The following is a 15,997-nucleotide window of genomic DNA, read 5'->3' on the forward strand; positions in this document are numbered from 1 at the left end:
TCTTTTCTTTAGGAGGAAGGACGATGAACGGGGCCAAGCTGATAATCAACGAGATAAACAGGGAGGCCGAGCAGAAAATTAAGTATGTGCTCGAAGAAGCAGAGAAAGAGGCCGCGAAGATCAGAGAAGAGGCCAGGAAGAGGGCCGAAGACAGGGCCGAGTGGATACTGAGGAAGGCCCAGACACAGGGGGAGATGGAGAAGCAGAGGGTAATAGCCAACGCGAAGCTTGAAGTCAGGAGGAAAAGGCTCGCCCTCCAGGAGGAGCTCATAGAGGAGGCTCTGAATGCTATAAGAGACAGGCTGGCTAACCTCCCCAAAGCCGAGTACCTTGAGACGATAAAGGGCCTCCTGAAGGCCTCTATAGAGGAGCTTGGAGAGGAGAAGGTGCGGGTCAGCTCGAACGAGGAGACCCTCAAACTCATAGCCGAAAACATAGATGAGATTAAGGCCTTCCTCAGGGAAAGCCTTGGCAGGGAGGTAAGCTTGGAACTAGGAGAGAAGATAGAGACCATAGGAGGCGTCGTCGTCGAGAACCAGGATGGAAGCGTCAGGGTTGACAACACGTTCGAGGCCAGGATGGAGAGGATGATAGGGGAGCTCAGGGCCACCATAGCCAGGATACTCTTCGGGTGATACGGATGGACGCCTCGACGATAACTACGCTCCTTAACACCACCATCGCGGTTGTCTTCACCTGGGTGGCCTACAAGACGGGCCAGATGATCTGGAAGTACACCCCCTACTCCTACCCCAATGCAAGGATAAGGGCTATGGAGGCCCGACTCCTCAGCGACCAAAGGATAAGCGAGCTCGCCGAGAGCAGGACGCTCTCGAACTTCGTCGTTAACCTTGAGGACACGGACTACAGAGAGAGGCTCAGCGGTCTGGAGGAGAAAGGTGCAGAGGATATTGAAAGGGCCCTTGAGCTTAACCTCGCCGACCTCCAAGCCCTATTCATAAAGATAATGCCTAAGAGGGTCAAGGGATTCTTCGAATTGCTCTTCCAGGAGTGGGACATCAGGAACGTGGCCAACGTTGTGAAGGCTAAAATGGTAGGGGAGCCCGCCATCGACTACGTGGTGCCCGCTGGTCTTCTCTTGGACAAGGTCAGAGCTATGGCAGAGGCCAAGACCATGGAGGAGATGCTCGTAATACTGGAGGGAACCGACTATGAGGAGCCTCTTCGCAGGCTCCTCCTAAAAGAGATAGACCTCCAGGAGTTCGAGACGGAGCTCTACCGCATCTACTACGGTCGTCTCCTTAAATACGCCCTCTCAAGGAAGGGTGAGGAGAAGTTAATTTTAGAGGAGTTCGTGCGTCTGACGATAGATGCTAAGAACATCTCAACAATACTAAGGGCGAAAACCGCCAGTCTGTCGGCTGAATATATAAGGAGAAACCTAATTCCAGGGGGATACCTGGGGGAAAAGACGCTTGAAGCCCTAGCGAATACTGAGGACGCCGCCATGGCCCTCGGAGAGCTGGAGGAAACGAGGTACTCAGAAGTCGTTAAGGAAACCAGGGAGGCCATCGAGAAGGGAGACATAGGCGCCGTCGAGAAGGCACTATTAAGGTTCATCAAGAGGAGGATGAGGGAGCTAAGCCAATTCTACCCCCTCAGCGTGGCCGTTGCCCTTGCATATCTGCTGGAGAGAGAAGCGGAGGTCAGGAAGCTCAAAGCCATCGCAAAGCTCATAGAGGACGGCGTACCTCCGGAGAAGATTAGGGAGCTCGTAGGTGAGGTGGCATGAAGATCGTGGTTATCGGTGACCAAGATACTGCCCTAGGCTTCAGGCTAGCGGGTGCTCACGAGGTTTACGCCTTTGATGAGGCCCCCCTCTCGATAGAGAGGGCGAGGAACAAGCTCAAGGAGCTTATAGAGAGGGAGGACGTTGGCATTATCCTGATAACGGAGAGGCTGGCCGAAAAGGTTGGCGTTCCCGACGTCAAATTCCCGATAATCCTTCAGATTCCTGATAAGTTTGGCCCCGTAAGGGGCGAGGAAGTCCTTAAGGAAATCGTTAGGAGGGCAATTGGGGTTGAGATAAGGAGGTGAATCCCGTGCCAGCCAAGGGTAGGATAATTAGAGTTACTGGCCCCCTCGTGGTTGCCGATGATATGAAGGGGGCTAAGATGTACGAGGTCGTTAAGGTCGGTGAGCTGGGCCTTATAGGGGAAATCATCAGGCTCGAGGGGGACAAGGCCGTCATACAGGTATACGAGGAAACGGCTGGTATCAGACCAGGGGAGCCCGTCGAAGGCACTGGAACCTCGCTTAGCGTTGAGCTCGGCCCCGGCCTGCTAACCTCGATATACGACGGAATACAAAGACCTCTTGAGGCCCTCAGGGAGCTCAGCGGCGACTTCATAGGAAGGGGCCTCACGGCCCCCGCCCTTCCAAGGGATAAAAAGTGGCACTTTACGCCTAAGGTCAAGGTCGGCGATAAAGTTGTCGGTGGCGACATCATCGGTGAGGTTCCCGAGACGAGCCTCATAGTTCACAAGATAATGGTTCCCCCAGGAATCGAGGGCGAGATAATCGAGATAGCCGAGGAGGGTGAGTACACGGTCGAGGAGGTCATAGCGAAGGTCAAGACGCCGAGCGGCGAGATCAAGGAGCTCAAGATGTACCAGAGGTGGCCCGTCCGTGTGAAGAGGCCCTACAAAGAGAAGCTACCGCCCGAAGTGCCCCTAATAACGGGCCAGAGGGTCATTGACACTTTCTTCCCCCAGGCCAAGGGCGGAACAGCGGCAATTCCCGGTCCCTTCGGTTCAGGAAAGACCGTCACACAGCACCAGTTAGCTAAGTGGAGCGACGCTCAGGTTGTGGTTTACATAGGCTGCGGTGAGCGCGGAAACGAGATGACAGATGTTCTCGAGGAATTCCCGAAACTCAAGGACCCGAAGACAGGGAAGCCGCTCATGGAGAGAACGGTTCTCATAGCGAACACATCCAACATGCCGGTAGCGGCAAGGGAGGCTTCGATTTACACGGGAATAACCATAGCGGAATACTTCAGGGACATGGGCTACGATGTCGCTCTCATGGCAGATTCAACGAGCAGGTGGGCGGAGGCTCTGAGGGAGATCTCCGGCCGTCTCGAAGAGATGCCCGGTGAGGAAGGTTATCCAGCTTATCTGGCCAGCAAGATAGCCGAGTTCTATGAAAGGGCGGGCAGAGTTGTAACGCTCGGAAGTGACTACCGTGTCGGAAGCGTCTCCGTTATAGGTGCCGTCTCTCCACCCGGTGGTGATTTCAGCGAGCCCGTCGTCCAGAACACGCTGAGAGTTGTGAAGGTCTTCTGGGCCCTCGATGCCGATTTAGCGAGAAGGAGGCACTTCCCCGCAATCAACTGGCTCACGAGCTACTCCCTGTACGTTGACTCGATAAAAGACTGGTGGCACCAGAACGTCGATCCCGAGTGGAAATCGATGAGGGATTGGGCCATGGCCCTTCTCCAGAAGGAGGCAGAGCTTCAGGAGATAGTCAGGATAGTTGGGCCAGATGCACTTCCGGAGAGGGAGAGGGCGATACTCCTTGTCGCCAGGATGCTCCGTGAGGACTACCTCCAGCAGGATGCATTCGATGAAGTTGATACTTACTGCCCACCCAAGAAGCAGGTTACCATGATGAGGGTTCTCCTCAACTTCTACGAGAAGACCATGCAGGCCATAGACAGGGGCATTCCTATCGAGGAAATCGCAAAGCTTCCCGTGAGAGAAGAGATAGGCAGAATGAAGTTCGAGCCCAACGTGGAGAAGATAGCCGCCCTCATTGATAAGACAAACGAGCAGTTTGAAGAGCTCTTCAGCAGGTATGGGTGATGGCGATGGCTGGTAAGGAGTACTCCACGATAAGCAAGATCTACGGACCTCTGATGATAGTTGAGGGAGTTAAGGGAGTGGCTTATGGAGAGGTCGTTGAGGTCGAGACCGAGACCGGGGAGAAAAGGAAGGGGCAGGTGCTCGATGCAAGGGAGAACCTCGCGATAGTCCAGGTCTTTGAAGGAACAAGAGACCTAGACATAAAGACAACCCGTGTCCGCTTTACAGGTGAGACTCTCAAAGTCCCCGTGAGCATGGACATGCTTGGAAGGATATTCAACGGCATCGGCAAGCCCATAGACGGCGGCCCCGAGATAATTCCTGAGGACAGGCGCGATGTCCACGGTGCCCCCCTCAACCCGGTCGCGAGGGCCTACCCAAGGGATTTCATCCAGACTGGCATTTCTGCCATAGACGGAATGAACACCTTGGTTAGGGGCCAGAAGCTGCCCATCTTCAGCGGTTCAGGTTTACCGCACAACAAGCTGGCAGCGCAAATAGCCAGGCAGGCGAAGGTCCTCGGTGAGGAGGAGAGCTTTGCCGTCGTCTTCGCGGCCATGGGAATAACCTATGAGGAGGCCAACTTCTTCAAGAAGAGCTTCGAGGAGACAGGAGCAATAGAGAGGGCCGTGCTCTTCCTCAACCTCGCCGACGATCCGGCAATCGAGCGCATCATTACTCCCCGCATAGCCTTGACGGTAGCTGAATACTTGGCATTCGACTACGATATGCACGTGCTCGTGATCCTTACCGACATGACCAACTACTGTGAAGCTTTAAGAGAGATTTCCGCGGCGAGGGAAGAGGTTCCTGGAAGGAGAGGCTATCCGGGCTACATGTACACTGACCTCGCCACCATATACGAGCGCGCCGGAAGGGTCAGGGGCAAGAAGGGAAGCATAACCCAGATGCCTATCCTCACGATGCCCGATGACGACATAACTCACCCAATCCCCGATCTGACTGGATACATCACCGAGGGCCAGATAGTCCTCAGCAGGGAGCTCCACAGGAAGGGAATCTATCCACCCATCGATGTCCTTCCGAGCCTCAGCCGTCTGATGAAGGACGGTATCGGCAAGGGTAGGACGAGAGACGACCATCCGCAGCTCGCCCAGCAGCTCTATGCAGCTTACGCTGAGGGACGCTCGCTGAGGGACCTCGTGGCAGTTGTGGGTGAGGAAGCTTTGAGCGAGACAGACAAGAAGTACTTAGAGTTCGCCGACAGATTTGAGCGCGAATTCATCGCTCAGAGCTATGACGAGGATAGGAGCATAGAGGAGACCCTCGACCTCGGCTGGGAGCTCCTCGCGATACTCCCGGAGAGCGAACTCAAGAGGGTCAAGAGGGAGCAGATACTCAAGTATCACCCCAAGTACCGCAAGCGCTCCTCTCAATGATTTTTTTCTTAGGTGAGCGGCATGCCGGAGATGCTAAAGGTCAAGCCGACCCGCATGGAGCTTCTCAAGCTCAAGAGACGCGTTAAGTTAGCTGAGAGGGGCCACAAGCTCCTCAAGGAGAAGCAGGATGCCCTCATAATGGAGTTCTTCACAGTCTACGACGAGGCCCTGGCCCTGAGGAGAGAGCTAAACCAGAAGATGGCTGCAGCCTTCGAGGTTCTCAGAAAGGCCCAATTAGAAGTGGGCACGCTCAGGCTCCGAGAGATAGCCTTGGGGGTCAAGAAGAACGAGGAGATAGAGGTAAAGACGAGGAACGTCATGGGTGTTAGAGTTCCCCTGATAGAGGTCCCCAAGCTCCGGAGAAAGCCGAGCGAGAGGGGTTATCCCCTCGTGGCAAGCACCGCGAGCGTGGACGCAGCCGCCGAAAAGTTCGAAGAGGTCTTAGAGCTGGCTATAAAACTGGCCGAGGTTGAGGAGGCCCTCAAGAGACTCGGGAAGGAGATAGAAAAGACGAAGCGCAGGGTCAACGCCCTTGAGTACATAATCATCCCAAGGATGAAGAACACCATAAAATTCATCGAGCAGCACCTCGATGAGATGGAGAGGGAGAACTTCTTCAGGCTGAAGAGAGTTAAGGCCCTCATAGAGGCGAGATCCGAATGATTGTGTAGGTTTTTATGTAGGCACATTGCTTAAATATCCCCGTTTCCTAAATTTTTTTGGTGGTGAGATTGGGTGAGTACTTTATAGGGCCCGATCTCGATCCGAGAAAGGACCATGTTCTGTATAAGGACGATGAGCACATGGTTGTTTACCTTGGGACCCAAGAAGGAGGCGAAGACGTCGACGTCAACACCTACTTAATTGTGAGTAATGGGAAGGGCATTATCATAGATCCGGGAGGATACAAAATCTTCTCCAAGGTTCTCGCCAATGCCTCCAAGTACGTTGATCCTCAAGATATCGAGTACGTTTATATGTGCCACCAGGATCCTGACGTCGCCGGAAGCATCCCTCTCTGGAGGGAAGTCAGCAACGCCAAGATAATAATCCACTGGCTCTGGACGCGCTTTCTCCCGCACTTTGGTTTTGAGAACATAAGGGGAATAGTCCATGAGTTATCCGACGACGGGGAGAGCATGAAGTTCGGTGCAACGACGCTCGAGTTCATACCCGCCCACTTCCTCCACAGCCCCGGTCATTTCACAATATATGACCGCAGGAGTAAGTTCTTGTTCTCGGGGGACATAGGAATAGCGTTTCCAGAGGAGTCTTATCTCGTCGTCGAAAACATGGAGAGACACATACAGGCCATGCGGCCTATTCATGAGAGGCTTATGGCAAGTAACAAGGCCATAAAGGCTTGGCTCAGCAAGGTCAGGCACCTTGACATAGAGGCGATACTACCCCAGCACGGAGCCATAATTCCCAGGAAGTACATACCCAGGTTCTTCGACTTCCTTGAAAATCTGAAGGTTGGAGTAGATCTGCTCTGAGGTGAAAGGGATGGATGTGAGAAGCATCGAAAAGGCATCGAACGCACTGGCCCAGTCCCTAAGAATAAAGACCTCCAGTAGGGAGGCCAGCAAAATAATCGACGAACTCGCGGAGGAAATCAGTGGCAAGTTCAGTGAAAACAACGCAGTGATAATCGAGAATATCGCTAAGTTATCCCAAGTCATGAAAGAGCTCGAGCGTTTTCAGAGAGAGTTCCTTCCCTTCTTTCAGAGGTTCGAGCTCTTCGCCCGCGAGTTCAATACTCTCGTAGAGAACCTCGAATACATATCAAGAATAAGCGATTCAATAGCAGGTGTGGCTAAGCAGACAAACCTCGTTGCCCTCAACGCCTCAATAGAAGCTGCAAGAGCTGGAGAGTCTGGCAGAGGCTTCGCCGTCGTTGCCGACGAGATTAGGAGAATGGCCGTCCAGACGATGAACCTAGCCAAGGAGATAAAGGAGTTCAATGCAAAAGTCATGGGGCAGTTAGAAACCCTTAGGGATGCCCTGGATGTCATAGACAGGATTAAAGAGGGGACGGAGATGCTCAGCAGGGATATAGGGGTTATAGTTGAGATAAGTAACATTCTTAGCAGCATCTCAAAGGAGCAGGAGGAGATCGTGAACAACATTAAAAGGATGAAGGGCATAGCACTCGCCCTTCGGAAGTTCTCGGATATGCAAGACAAATATAATAGGGAGCTCGCATCTCTTCTCCGCTTCATGGTAAGCGAGTATTCTCGCAAGCAGATGAGAGGTGAAACTCTATGACCAAGAGGCTCTACTACGAGGACCCATACCTTCGGGAGACCGAGGCAAGGGTTCTAGGCGTGAGGGAGAAGACTGGGAAGACCTGGGTTAGGCTCGACAAAACGATATTCTATCCTGAAGGAGGCGGCCAACCCGGCGATAGGGGTATTATCGAGGGTGACGGCTTCAGGTTAACCGTTGAGAATACCATCGAAGAGGGAGAAGACATTTGGCACGTCGGAAGGCTCGAGGGAAGGAAGCCGAAAGAGGGCGATATCGTGAGGATGCGACTCGACTGGGAGTGGAGATACGAGAACATGAGGCAACACACAGGCCAGCACATCTTGTCGGCGGTTCTAAAAAAGCTCTACGACCTCGACACAACGGGCTTCCAGATATTCGAGAGCCACAATAAGATAGAGGTGAACGGCCCCCTGAACTGGGAGATGATTGAGAAGGCCGAGCTCGAGGCCAGCAGACTCATTATCAAGGACATCCCAGTCACCATCGAGGAGTACAAGTACCTCCCAGACGATATCGTGGCTATCCTCAGGAAGCACGTGACGAAGGTCAAAGGCAAGATAAGGATAGTCCGTATAGGGGACGTTGACGTAACTCCTTGCGGCGGTACCCACGTGAGGAGCACGAGAGAGGTAGGGCTGATAAAGGTGCTTCGGTTTTACAAGAAGGGGAAGAACCTCTGGCGCATCGAGTTCGTCTGCGGCGGCAGGGCTATAAGGAAGCTCAACGAGCTTCTCAGGGACTACTGGGAAAGCCTCGAGGGTATGCCCAATAAGAATCCACCCCTGAGAGAGCGCGTCAAAGAGCTTCGGGAAACCATGAAGGGACTGGAAGATAGGATAGACGAACTGAGGCACGAGCTGTGGAGATGGAAAGGAGAGGCCCTGCTGGGAAGAGCTCAAGAGGTTGGACACTACAACATCGTGACCCTCGTCGAAAAGTGGGACATGAAGAACGCCCAAGCCTTCGCCGTGGACTTCGTGAGCAAGAACCCGGGAACCGTGCTCCTTCTGGCCAGTGAGAAGTACGTGCTCTTCGTAAGGAACGAGGAGGTCCCCGTTTCGATGAAGGAGCTCCTTCAGAGGGTTATAGATGAGCTGGGTGGAAAGGGAGGGGGAACTGACAACCTCGCCAAAGGCAGGGTAGAGGCTGACCCAGAAGACGTTCTTGAGGTAGCCAAGGAAAAGCTAAGGGAGCTCCTCGAGGCCTAAACGCTCATAAACTATCTTTTTCTGCCATTCTGGAACCTCTGGCCTCTTAACTTTTTCAAGGGCTCTCTCCCTGCTTATGAGCCCATGGCGAACGAGGGCCGCTATACGTCCGTGTTCAAAGGAGTGGCCGTGCTTTTCCCAGTAGCGCTCAAGGGCCGGCCCAAGTATGAGGCAGTTTGTCGTGTAGCCCGGCAGTTCGGGAAGCTTGAAGGGGAGCCTCTCGAGGATTCTAAGCCTCTCCTCCTCCATCATCATGGCCAGTAACCGCACCTGGACAACGCCACCGCTCATGAGCCTGTATGGGTGATGGCCAAAAGGGAGCTCGTGGCCCGTTATTATGTAACGATAACCCTTTCTGATGGCGTATTTCCTTAGGGTCTCCATGGTCCTCCGGGAGCAACGTCTGCAGGGCGAGTTACCCTTGAGGAGAGCATCGCGGAATATGTCCGAGTAATCCCTTCTTATCAGTGTGAAGGGGACACCAAGGTGCTCGGCGACACGGCGGGCGTTCTCTATAGCTTCTAAGGCCATAAAGCCATGATCCACTATAACGGCCTCGACATCGACGTCATAAACTTCTCTGGCTAGGTAAAGGGCAACTGTGCTATCCTTACCCCCTGAGTAAGCCACTATCGCCCTGTCCACGTCCTTCATGAGCTCCTCCAGCTCTGCCCTAACTTTTTCCCTGTCAACGGGATGCTTAAGGAAAACCTGACACTCCCTGCAGAGCGGCTTCCCGTCCACGATATCTATCCTCGCGACCCTCTCGTCGTTGATGCAGAGGGAGCAAGTGAGCATGAGGAAGGGATACCGTGAGGGTTTAAAAATCATCCTCTCCGAGAAGTGTTTTATACCAGGCAAACTTCCGTTGAAGCATGAAGATAGAGAACACGATTGCTAAGTTGCTTTCCCTAGGGACAGATCTAAGCACCAGGAACGCTATTAGGGCCGCTCTTTCCCTTATAAGTGAAAACGAGGAGCTGGCTGATCAGATATACGTTGAGCTCAAGAATAAGGCCTTTCGAGAGGACTTCGCAAAGGTTCCCCCAGAAAAGAGAGCGGTATTCATCCCCCAGTGCCTTAGAAACGTCAGGAACTGCAAAGCGGAGTTCACAGAGTACGGATGGAAGTGTAAGAAGTGCGGCAGCTGTCCTATCGGCGAGATAATCGAGTACGGAGAGAGTCTTGGCTACACACAGTTCTACATAGTGCCCGGTGGGAGTTTAGTCAAAAAGATACTGAAGAACAAGGTCCCGAAGGGCGAAATAAAAGCCGCCCTCGGAATAGCTTGCTGGCCCGAGCTCGCCGAGGCAGGAGAAAAGCTCTCCCATCTCAAAATACCTATCCAGGCCGTTCCGCTCCTCCGGGCCGGATGCATAAACACCCTCGTTGACGTTGAGGTAGTTAAGGAGTTCCTGAGGATTGGAATTGATGACATCAAAGGGCCCAAAAGAAGCTCCTCCCAATCATTATGACTATTTCAGCTCCATCCTCTCCCTCTTCACTAGCGGGGCGACTTCCCTCGCTACCCTCCTGACGCCGAAGAGCGTCAATGCATCCATGCGCTTGAGCTGGGCCAGAAGACAACCGCTTATCCTCACGTCTATGTACTTCTTCGCCTCCATGGCCGCCTTCAGGAGCTCCTTTATGCTCTCGGCCCTATCAAAGTCAAGGCCAGCCTTCCTGAGCCGCTCGACGTTGAGCTCGTGGATGGTGAGGGGCTGGAGCATCATCTCATCCACGCCAAGGGAAGCGGCCAATTCCGCTATTTTCGGAATATCCTCGTCATTTATGCCCGGCATGAAAATTGTTCTCACAACGGAGCGGACCGATTTATCACTGCCAACTATCTTCAGGGCGTTCACAACCCTGTCAAAGGTGTCTGCCCTCGTTATTGCCAGGTGTTTCTCCCTGCTGGCCGCGTCGAGGCTTATCATGACTATGTCAAAGTCGAGCTTCCGCCACAGCTTCTCGGTAAGGAGGGAGCCGTTCGTCTGGAGGTCGAGCCTTGCGTCAGGGAAGCGCTCCCTCAAAAGCTTGTTTACCTCAACTATCCTTGGCGAGAGCAGAGGCTCACCGTACTGTGAAACCGTTATCGCCTTCGGGTTGTCCCAACCGTAATAGCCAGGCCTGGGGGCATTTCCGAGCTTGACGGCCACGTTGGAGTAGCAGAATATGCAGTCATGATTGCAGGCGGGCGTTAACTCATAGCTCGGGTGGTGAACGGGATTCAGATTGCTTAAATCAAGACCCTGACAGAACTTGCAGTGAGAGGGATACGTCAAATCATCGACGAACTTCTTGAGTAGCCTCGCCTCCTTATTCTCCAAGACCTGGGGCTCTACACCCATCATCCTCGCGAACTCCTCCCATGAATACCGCATCATGAACTCACCCATGAGAGGGTTAGTTTTGGGGTTAAAAAGTTGCCCAGCCCAACTCTGGGAGGCTCTCCCCTTGTTACCCGAGTAGTCTAATCCTCCCGTCTGGACCCCTCGTGAAGCGACCGAGCTCCGTCCCGATCAAGTGCTCACCTCTGAAAACGGGCCCGTCCCTGCAGACGAGATAGGGACCGAGGGCACAGCTCCCGCAGACCCCTATGCCGCACTTCATATATCGCTCCGACGATACCTGAACGTTCCTGTACTCCATTATCTCAAGGACCTTGGCAAGCATGACCTCGGGCCCACAAGCATAGATGTAATCGAACTCATCCTTCCTCTCCCCCAGAACATCCGTGGGAAAGCCCTTTCTCCCAGCGCTCCCATCGTCCGTCGTAACAACAAGTTCGTCCACGAACTCTTCGACGTCGAGCAGTGCAAGTTCCTCCCTTGTCCTTGCCCCGTAGATGAGGGTTATTTGACCGAACTTATCGCGGTAGTGCTTAGCAAGGGCGTAGAGGGGTGGTATCCCAATGCCGCCAGCGACGAGAGCTACCCTATTGCCAAGGGGTTCAAAGCCGTGCCCATAAGGGCCCCTTATCCAGACGTAATCTCCTTCCTCGAGCTTAAAGAGCCTCGACGTGAATGGGCCGACCCTCTTGACGACTATCAAATCATCATCCGCCAGGCTGAAGGGCTTCTCCCCAACGCCGGGTAGCCAGAGCATTATGAACTGCCCCGGGACGAAGTCGAGCCTCTCCTCGAAGCGAAAGGCCTTGACGTTATCCGCTACCTCGAAGACCTCCCTAAGCACCATTCTCCTTAGCAACCCTCTCACCCCTCGGCCTCCCAATTATCTCGTCCTCCTCCATAACAAGTTCTCCCCTGAGAAACGTCATTATAACCTTTCCCTTTAGCCTCCAACCCTCGTAGGGACTCCAGCCAGCTTTGGTGTAGAAGTCATCAGCCCTTACGACCCACTCCCTCTTCAAATCCACGACTATTATGTCAGCGTCCTTGCCCTCTGAGAAGCCCTTGGTTTTCAGGCAGAAGAGCCTTGCCGGGTTAAGGGCAGTTTTCTCCACGACGTCCCAGAGGGTCAGCAACCCCCTGTTTACAGCGTCGAGGAGCAAGGCAAGCTCAGTCTCAAGGCCCGGGAGCCCCGCGGCCCCTCCCTCTTTGTCCTCAGGAGTGTGAGGGGCATGGTCACTCGCGATGACTGGAACGTCCTTTATGTGCTCCCAGAGGAAGCGCCTATCTTTCTCATCCCTCAGCGGAGGATAAACCTTGAGGAAAGGATTCCTCTCGTAATCCCTCCTCGTGAGGAAAAGGTGATGGGGGGTTACCTCGAAGCTCACCCACGAGAATCCCCTTTTGAGGATCTCTTTCAGGCCCTCCGCGGTGGATACGTGGCAGATGTGGAGCCTCTTCTTGATCCTTTCCGCCGCATCGAGGGCCTTCCTTATGGCAACCACCTCGACTATTGGAGGCCTCTCAGGAAACCGAATTATCAGGGATGCTTCCTCAGCATGGACGTGGAGGGGGCCGGGAGCGCAGGAATAATCTGCCTCGAAGTCTTCCGAAAAGATTCCACCCGTGGAGGCTCCCATAAAGGCCTTGTAAAAATCGGCCTTTACCGCCTTAGCCTCTTCGCAGTTGCCAGCTAGGAGAAAACCGAGGGCGTAGTCGGCGTAGCTCCTCCTGAAGATCCTCCCCCGGAGCCGAAACGTTCTCTCATCCATCACAGGCGGCCTCGTATTTGGCATGTCAAAGACCGTCGTTATCCCGCCATGGATTGCCGCCATGGTCCCGCTCTTGACAGTCTCCTTATGACTCTCTTCAAAGTCCCTCAGGTGGACATGAACATCTATCATGCCCGGCAGAAGAACCTGACCGCGTCCAAGCCGTAGGATTTTTTCTCCCTTGAGCTCGCCCTTTGAGAACCTCACTATCTTTCCTTCCTCTATTGCAACGCTGCCTTCCACAACTTGTCCGTTGTAAGGAAACTTGCCAACGAAGACTAAGTCAAACATCTTGGCTCCCGCCTTCCTTGAACCTAACGAAGATATAAAGGTTTGCCGCAATCGTTGTTATGCCCAACACTAAACCCCGATTCTTAAGTTTTTTCTGCGTTTCTACAAACCTCCCGCATCCTTTAGTGCCCATATGAGCAATTTTTGCTATCATCCAATTCAAACTGAGGTTCCAATAGCTCTCATGGCTAATAGAAACCTTAGTTATCCTTAGTTACGATAAAAAACCCACGGATCCAGCCAGAAGTTCAGGGGATTTAAAGGGCCTTCGTAATCCTTAAATAGGGCCTCTTATGTATAAATCCATGCCGCGGCCCCTATGGGCCGACACCGCTGTCTGAACTAAATACACGGCAGGTGGTTAGGAGATGAAGAGGAGTCTGGCCGTTGTGCTGGCAATATTTATGGCATTTAGCATACTGGCGACTCCAATAGCCAAACCGGTGGCGGCAGAGGAGCAGAAGACCCTCAAGATAGCAATGTATTCCGCCACTGGTTCGCTCTTCATGGGTGTCTGGAACCCCAGCTCCTCTGGATTCACCGACGTTTACTCCGTCAGGGCTGCTGGTATAGCCACCGATGAGGGTGCCAGTGTTTGGGGCATCGACGGTGTTCCGCACCCCTACAGGTGTACTATAGTTGAGGCCAAGGAGAACGTTCCCGTTCCAGAGGACGCCGTGATATTCAACTCCACCACTGACACTTGGGTGGCAGCGCACGCCGGCGAGATCGCCCCGACCTACGTCAGGTTCAAGTGCCAGAAGATATACTTCCACGATGGCCACAAGCTTAGCGTCGCCGATGTCATGTTCGCCTACGCCTGGGCCTTCGAGTGGATTACCCAGGATGGCCCGGACGACCCGTACTACGATGCCACCGAGGCCGACTGGAGCGGTGACTACTACTCTAAGCTTCTCGGTATAAGGGTCGTTAGCGAGGACGACAACTACTTCGAGGTCGAGCTTTACCACACCTACACCTTCGCGGCCTACAAGCCCAACCAGTGGTGGTACTTCACACCCTACACCAGCTATCCCTGGCAGCTCACTTACGCGATAGCCGAGGTCGTCGCCCACGATCCGGCCTACTCCTACAGCGAGGCCACCGAAGAGGTTCAGCAGATTGATATGCTTACCCCTGCCCACGCCCAGAGGGTTCTAGAGGAGCTCGAGAAGCTCAAGAAGGAGAAGCCCATACCAGACTACCTCAAGCCTTACATATACGACGAGCAGGACGAGATAAAGGAGTATGACGACATAATCAACTTCATTAAGGAGCACAACCACATGTACATCTCCAACGGTCCCTACATCATCGACGTTTACAAGCCCGAGAACCTCTACCTCAGGTACGTTAAGTTCGACAAGTGGGTCCTCCCAGAGTTCGCTGAGGACGAGTACAAGTTCGGTCCCGACTTCGATGTCATCGAGCTTTACGGTATCCAGAACGAGCAGACCATAATTCTCGGCGTCGCCAGCGGTGAGTATGACCTCTCGCTGTACTCGTTCCCGGCCTTCAAGTTCGCCGGGCTCAGCGAGGAGGACAAGGCCAAGATAGACATGTACAAGAACATCGGTGGCTTCTGGGACATGGTCTGGAACCCGGTCCATGATAAGGACAACCCGTACCTTATAACCGTCGGTGACAAGAAGTACTTCAACCCGTTCGCCATCAGGGAAATCAGGTTTGCCCTAGAGTACCTCATCAACAGGAACTACATTGTCCAGAACATCCTCCAGGGTTCCGGTGGTCCGATGTACATCCCCTGGACCAGCGGTGATGAGATCGCCCTCAAGAAGCTCCAAGTCGTTATGGACGCCTTCGGAATCGATGCCCAAGGCGATGAAGAGTACGCCCTCCAGCTCATAGATGAGGCCATGCAAAAGGCCGCCGCCGACCTTAAGGCCATGGGTTACACCCTTAAAAAGGAGAATGGCAAGTGGTACTTCGAGGGTGAGCCTGTCAAGATAGTCGGTATCGGCAGGCAGGAGGACGAGAGGAAGGACGAGGCTTACTACATTGCCGAAATTCTCAAGAAAGCCGGCTTCGAGGTAGAGGTCAAGATAGTTGACAGAAGGACGGCCAGCCAGATGGTCTACCTCTCCGATCCGGCTAATTACGAGTGGGGCTACTACACCGAGGGTTGGGTTGCTAGTGGTAGCAACCCGTACTCGATAAGCAGGATACTCCAGTACTACACCACAGCCTGGTTCGGACCCGGCTTCGTTGGCTGGAAGTTCACGCCCGAGAACACTTACAGAGCAACGGTCGAGGAAGTTCTCAAGTTCCTCGGCGACGGCGACATCCAAACAGCAATTGACCTGCTTGAGCTTGAGTACTACACCACACCCGAGAAGCTCCAGGAGATACTCAACTGGACTGCCGACGACATTGGAACTCTCATCTACACGAGCGATTACAACGGCGTCAAGGTTGACTCTACCGAGAAGTACTGGGACCTCAACAAGATAGGAGCTGCCCTCGGAATCTACGAGAGCTTCAGGGTCTTCACTGCCGAGACCTGGGAGTTCTTCCCCGTCAACAAGAAGATTAAGTTCAGGATCATGGACCCAGCAGTCGGCCTCGGAAACTCCATCGTCCTGAAGGGCGCTTACCTTGCTGAGGCCCCAACAACCGAGACTCCAACCAAGACTGAGACACAAACCGCCACCGAGACCCCGACGAAGACTGAAACACAGACCCAGACTGTTACAGAGACCGTCACCGAAACTGCCACCCAGACAGCTACCGAGACCGAGACCGGCGGAGGGATCTGCGGACCGGCGGCCCTAATCGGGCTTGCCATAATACCGCTACTCCTCAGGAGGAGGCGTTGACCTCCTCCCTTTTCTTCCAAGTTTTTGAAAATTTTCCTTC

At 53.7% G+C, this 15,997-nt stretch carries 15 protein-coding genes; 11 read left to right on the top strand and 4 right to left on the bottom strand.

Annotation, left to right across the window (positions count from 1 at the left end):
* The first annotated feature begins 23 nt into the window (after window positions 1–23).
* From PYCH_RS07695 to PYCH_RS07735, 9 genes are all read left to right on the top strand, one after another.
* Window positions 24–635: a V-type ATP synthase subunit E gene (locus tag PYCH_RS07695; protein ID WP_013906293.1), complete on the top strand. Its 612-nt coding sequence runs from the start codon at window positions 24–26 to the stop codon at window positions 633–635.
* Window positions 636–640: 5 nt separating this feature from the next.
* Window positions 641–1,753: a V-type ATP synthase subunit C gene (locus PYCH_RS07700; RefSeq protein ID WP_013906294.1), complete on the top strand. Its 1,113-nt coding sequence runs from the start codon at window positions 641–643 to the stop codon at window positions 1,751–1,753.
* Window positions 1,750–2,058: a V-type ATP synthase subunit F gene (locus PYCH_RS07705; RefSeq protein ID WP_013906295.1), complete on the top strand. Its 309-nt coding sequence runs from the start codon at window positions 1,750–1,752 to the stop codon at window positions 2,056–2,058. The genes PYCH_RS07700 and PYCH_RS07705 overlap by 4 nt, the downstream gene beginning before the upstream one ends.
* Before the next feature lie 62 nt (window positions 2,059–2,120).
* Window positions 2,121–3,827: an ATP synthase subunit A gene (locus tag PYCH_RS07710; RefSeq protein WP_048058405.1), complete on the top strand. Its 1,707-nt coding sequence runs from the start codon at window positions 2,121–2,123 to the stop codon at window positions 3,825–3,827.
* The gene (locus PYCH_RS07715; RefSeq protein ID WP_193383884.1) at window positions 3,827–5,227 is read left to right on the top strand and encodes an ATP synthase subunit B; all 1,401 of its coding nucleotides are present in this window, start codon (window positions 3,827–3,829) and stop codon (window positions 5,225–5,227) included. The genes PYCH_RS07710 and PYCH_RS07715 overlap by 1 nt, the downstream gene beginning before the upstream one ends.
* A gap of 21 nt (window positions 5,228–5,248) precedes the next feature.
* On the top strand, window positions 5,249–5,890 hold the full coding sequence (locus tag PYCH_RS07720) for a V-type ATP synthase subunit D (RefSeq protein WP_013906298.1): 642 nt from the start codon (window positions 5,249–5,251) through the stop codon (window positions 5,888–5,890).
* A 68-nt stretch (window positions 5,891–5,958) separates the two neighbouring features.
* A complete protein-coding gene (locus PYCH_RS07725) occupies window positions 5,959–6,723 on the top strand; it encodes an oxygen-binding di-iron domain-containing protein (protein WP_013906299.1) in 765 nt (254 codons plus the stop codon).
* Window positions 6,724–6,733: 10 nt separating this feature from the next.
* Complete coding sequence (locus PYCH_RS07730) at window positions 6,734–7,495, top strand: methyl-accepting chemotaxis protein (RefSeq protein WP_013906300.1); 762 nt, start codon at window positions 6,734–6,736, stop codon at window positions 7,493–7,495.
* Window positions 7,492–8,706 (top strand): alanyl-tRNA editing protein, encoded by a 1,215-nt coding sequence (locus tag PYCH_RS07735; protein ID WP_013906301.1) that lies wholly within the window; start codon window positions 7,492–7,494, stop codon window positions 8,704–8,706. Before PYCH_RS07730 ends, PYCH_RS07735 begins: the two co-directional genes overlap by 4 nt.
* On the opposite strand, the gene PYCH_RS07740 is transcribed toward PYCH_RS07735, so the two are convergent.
* A complete protein-coding gene (locus tag PYCH_RS07740; RefSeq protein ID WP_048058273.1) occupies window positions 8,683–9,504 on the bottom strand; it encodes a DUF7411 family protein in 822 nt (273 codons plus the stop codon). The two genes, PYCH_RS07735 and PYCH_RS07740, sit on opposite strands and share 24 nt — an antisense overlap.
* 77 nt (window positions 9,505–9,581) lie before the next feature.
* On the opposite strand from PYCH_RS07740, the gene PYCH_RS07745 reads away from it, so the two are divergent.
* Window positions 9,582–10,181, top strand: coding sequence for a DUF116 domain-containing protein (locus tag PYCH_RS07745; RefSeq protein ID WP_013906303.1), 600 nt, complete (start codon window positions 9,582–9,584; stop codon window positions 10,179–10,181).
* On the opposite strand, the gene PYCH_RS07750 is transcribed toward PYCH_RS07745, so the two are convergent.
* The 3 genes from PYCH_RS07750 to PYCH_RS07760 form a co-directional block, all read right to left on the bottom strand.
* Entirely contained in the window at window positions 10,182–11,093 is a 912-nt protein-coding gene (locus tag PYCH_RS07750) for a radical SAM protein (RefSeq protein ID WP_013906304.1), read from the bottom strand.
* Window positions 11,094–11,166: 73 nt separating this feature from the next.
* Window positions 11,167–11,916, bottom strand: a complete 750-nt coding sequence (locus tag PYCH_RS07755; RefSeq protein WP_048058274.1) for a dihydroorotate dehydrogenase electron transfer subunit — start codon at window positions 11,914–11,916, stop codon at window positions 11,167–11,169.
* Window positions 11,894–13,120 (bottom strand): dihydroorotase, encoded by a 1,227-nt coding sequence (locus PYCH_RS07760; RefSeq protein ID WP_013906306.1) that lies wholly within the window; start codon window positions 13,118–13,120, stop codon window positions 11,894–11,896. The genes PYCH_RS07755 and PYCH_RS07760 overlap by 23 nt, the downstream gene beginning before the upstream one ends.
* A gap of 368 nt (window positions 13,121–13,488) precedes the next feature.
* On the opposite strand from PYCH_RS07760, the gene PYCH_RS07765 reads away from it, so the two are divergent.
* Window positions 13,489–15,957, top strand: coding sequence for an ABC transporter substrate-binding protein (locus tag PYCH_RS07765; protein WP_013906308.1), 2,469 nt, complete (start codon window positions 13,489–13,491; stop codon window positions 15,955–15,957).
* Window positions 15,958–15,997 lie beyond the last annotated feature (40 nt).

This window comes from Pyrococcus yayanosii CH1, from assembly GCF_000215995.1.
GTDB lineage: Archaea > Methanobacteriota_B > Thermococci > Thermococcales > Thermococcaceae > Pyrococcus > Pyrococcus yayanosii.

Excerpts from the sequence above, each read along its gene's own strand:
- PYCH_RS07695 (WP_013906293.1), top strand. The coding sequence starts at position 24 with ATGAACGGGGCCAAGCTGATAATCAACGAGATAAACAGGGAGGCCGAG.
- PYCH_RS07700 (WP_013906294.1), top strand. The coding sequence starts at position 641 with ATGGACGCCTCGACGATAACTACGCTCCTTAACACCACCATCGCGGTT.
- PYCH_RS07705 (WP_013906295.1), top strand. The coding sequence starts at position 1,750 with ATGAAGATCGTGGTTATCGGTGACCAAGATACTGCCCTAGGCTTCAGG.
- PYCH_RS07710 (WP_048058405.1), top strand. The coding sequence starts at position 2,121 with ATGAAGGGGGCTAAGATGTACGAGGTCGTTAAGGTCGGTGAGCTGGGC.
- PYCH_RS07715 (WP_193383884.1), top strand. The coding sequence starts at position 3,827 with ATGGCGATGGCTGGTAAGGAGTACTCCACGATAAGCAAGATCTACGGA.
- PYCH_RS07720 (WP_013906298.1), top strand. The coding sequence starts at position 5,249 with ATGCCGGAGATGCTAAAGGTCAAGCCGACCCGCATGGAGCTTCTCAAG.
- PYCH_RS07730 (WP_013906300.1), top strand. The coding sequence starts at position 6,734 with ATGGATGTGAGAAGCATCGAAAAGGCATCGAACGCACTGGCCCAGTCC.
- PYCH_RS07735 (WP_013906301.1), top strand. The coding sequence starts at position 7,492 with ATGACCAAGAGGCTCTACTACGAGGACCCATACCTTCGGGAGACCGAG.
- PYCH_RS07740 (WP_048058273.1), bottom strand. The coding sequence starts at position 9,504 with ATGCTCACTTGCTCCCTCTGCATCAACGACGAGAGGGTCGCGAGGATA.
- PYCH_RS07745 (WP_013906303.1), top strand. The coding sequence starts at position 9,582 with ATGAAGATAGAGAACACGATTGCTAAGTTGCTTTCCCTAGGGACAGAT.
- PYCH_RS07750 (WP_013906304.1), bottom strand. The coding sequence starts at position 11,093 with ATGATGCGGTATTCATGGGAGGAGTTCGCGAGGATGATGGGTGTAGAG.
- PYCH_RS07760 (WP_013906306.1), bottom strand. The coding sequence starts at position 13,120 with ATGTTTGACTTAGTCTTCGTTGGCAAGTTTCCTTACAACGGACAAGTT.
- PYCH_RS07765 (WP_013906308.1), top strand. The coding sequence starts at position 13,489 with ATGAAGAGGAGTCTGGCCGTTGTGCTGGCAATATTTATGGCATTTAGC.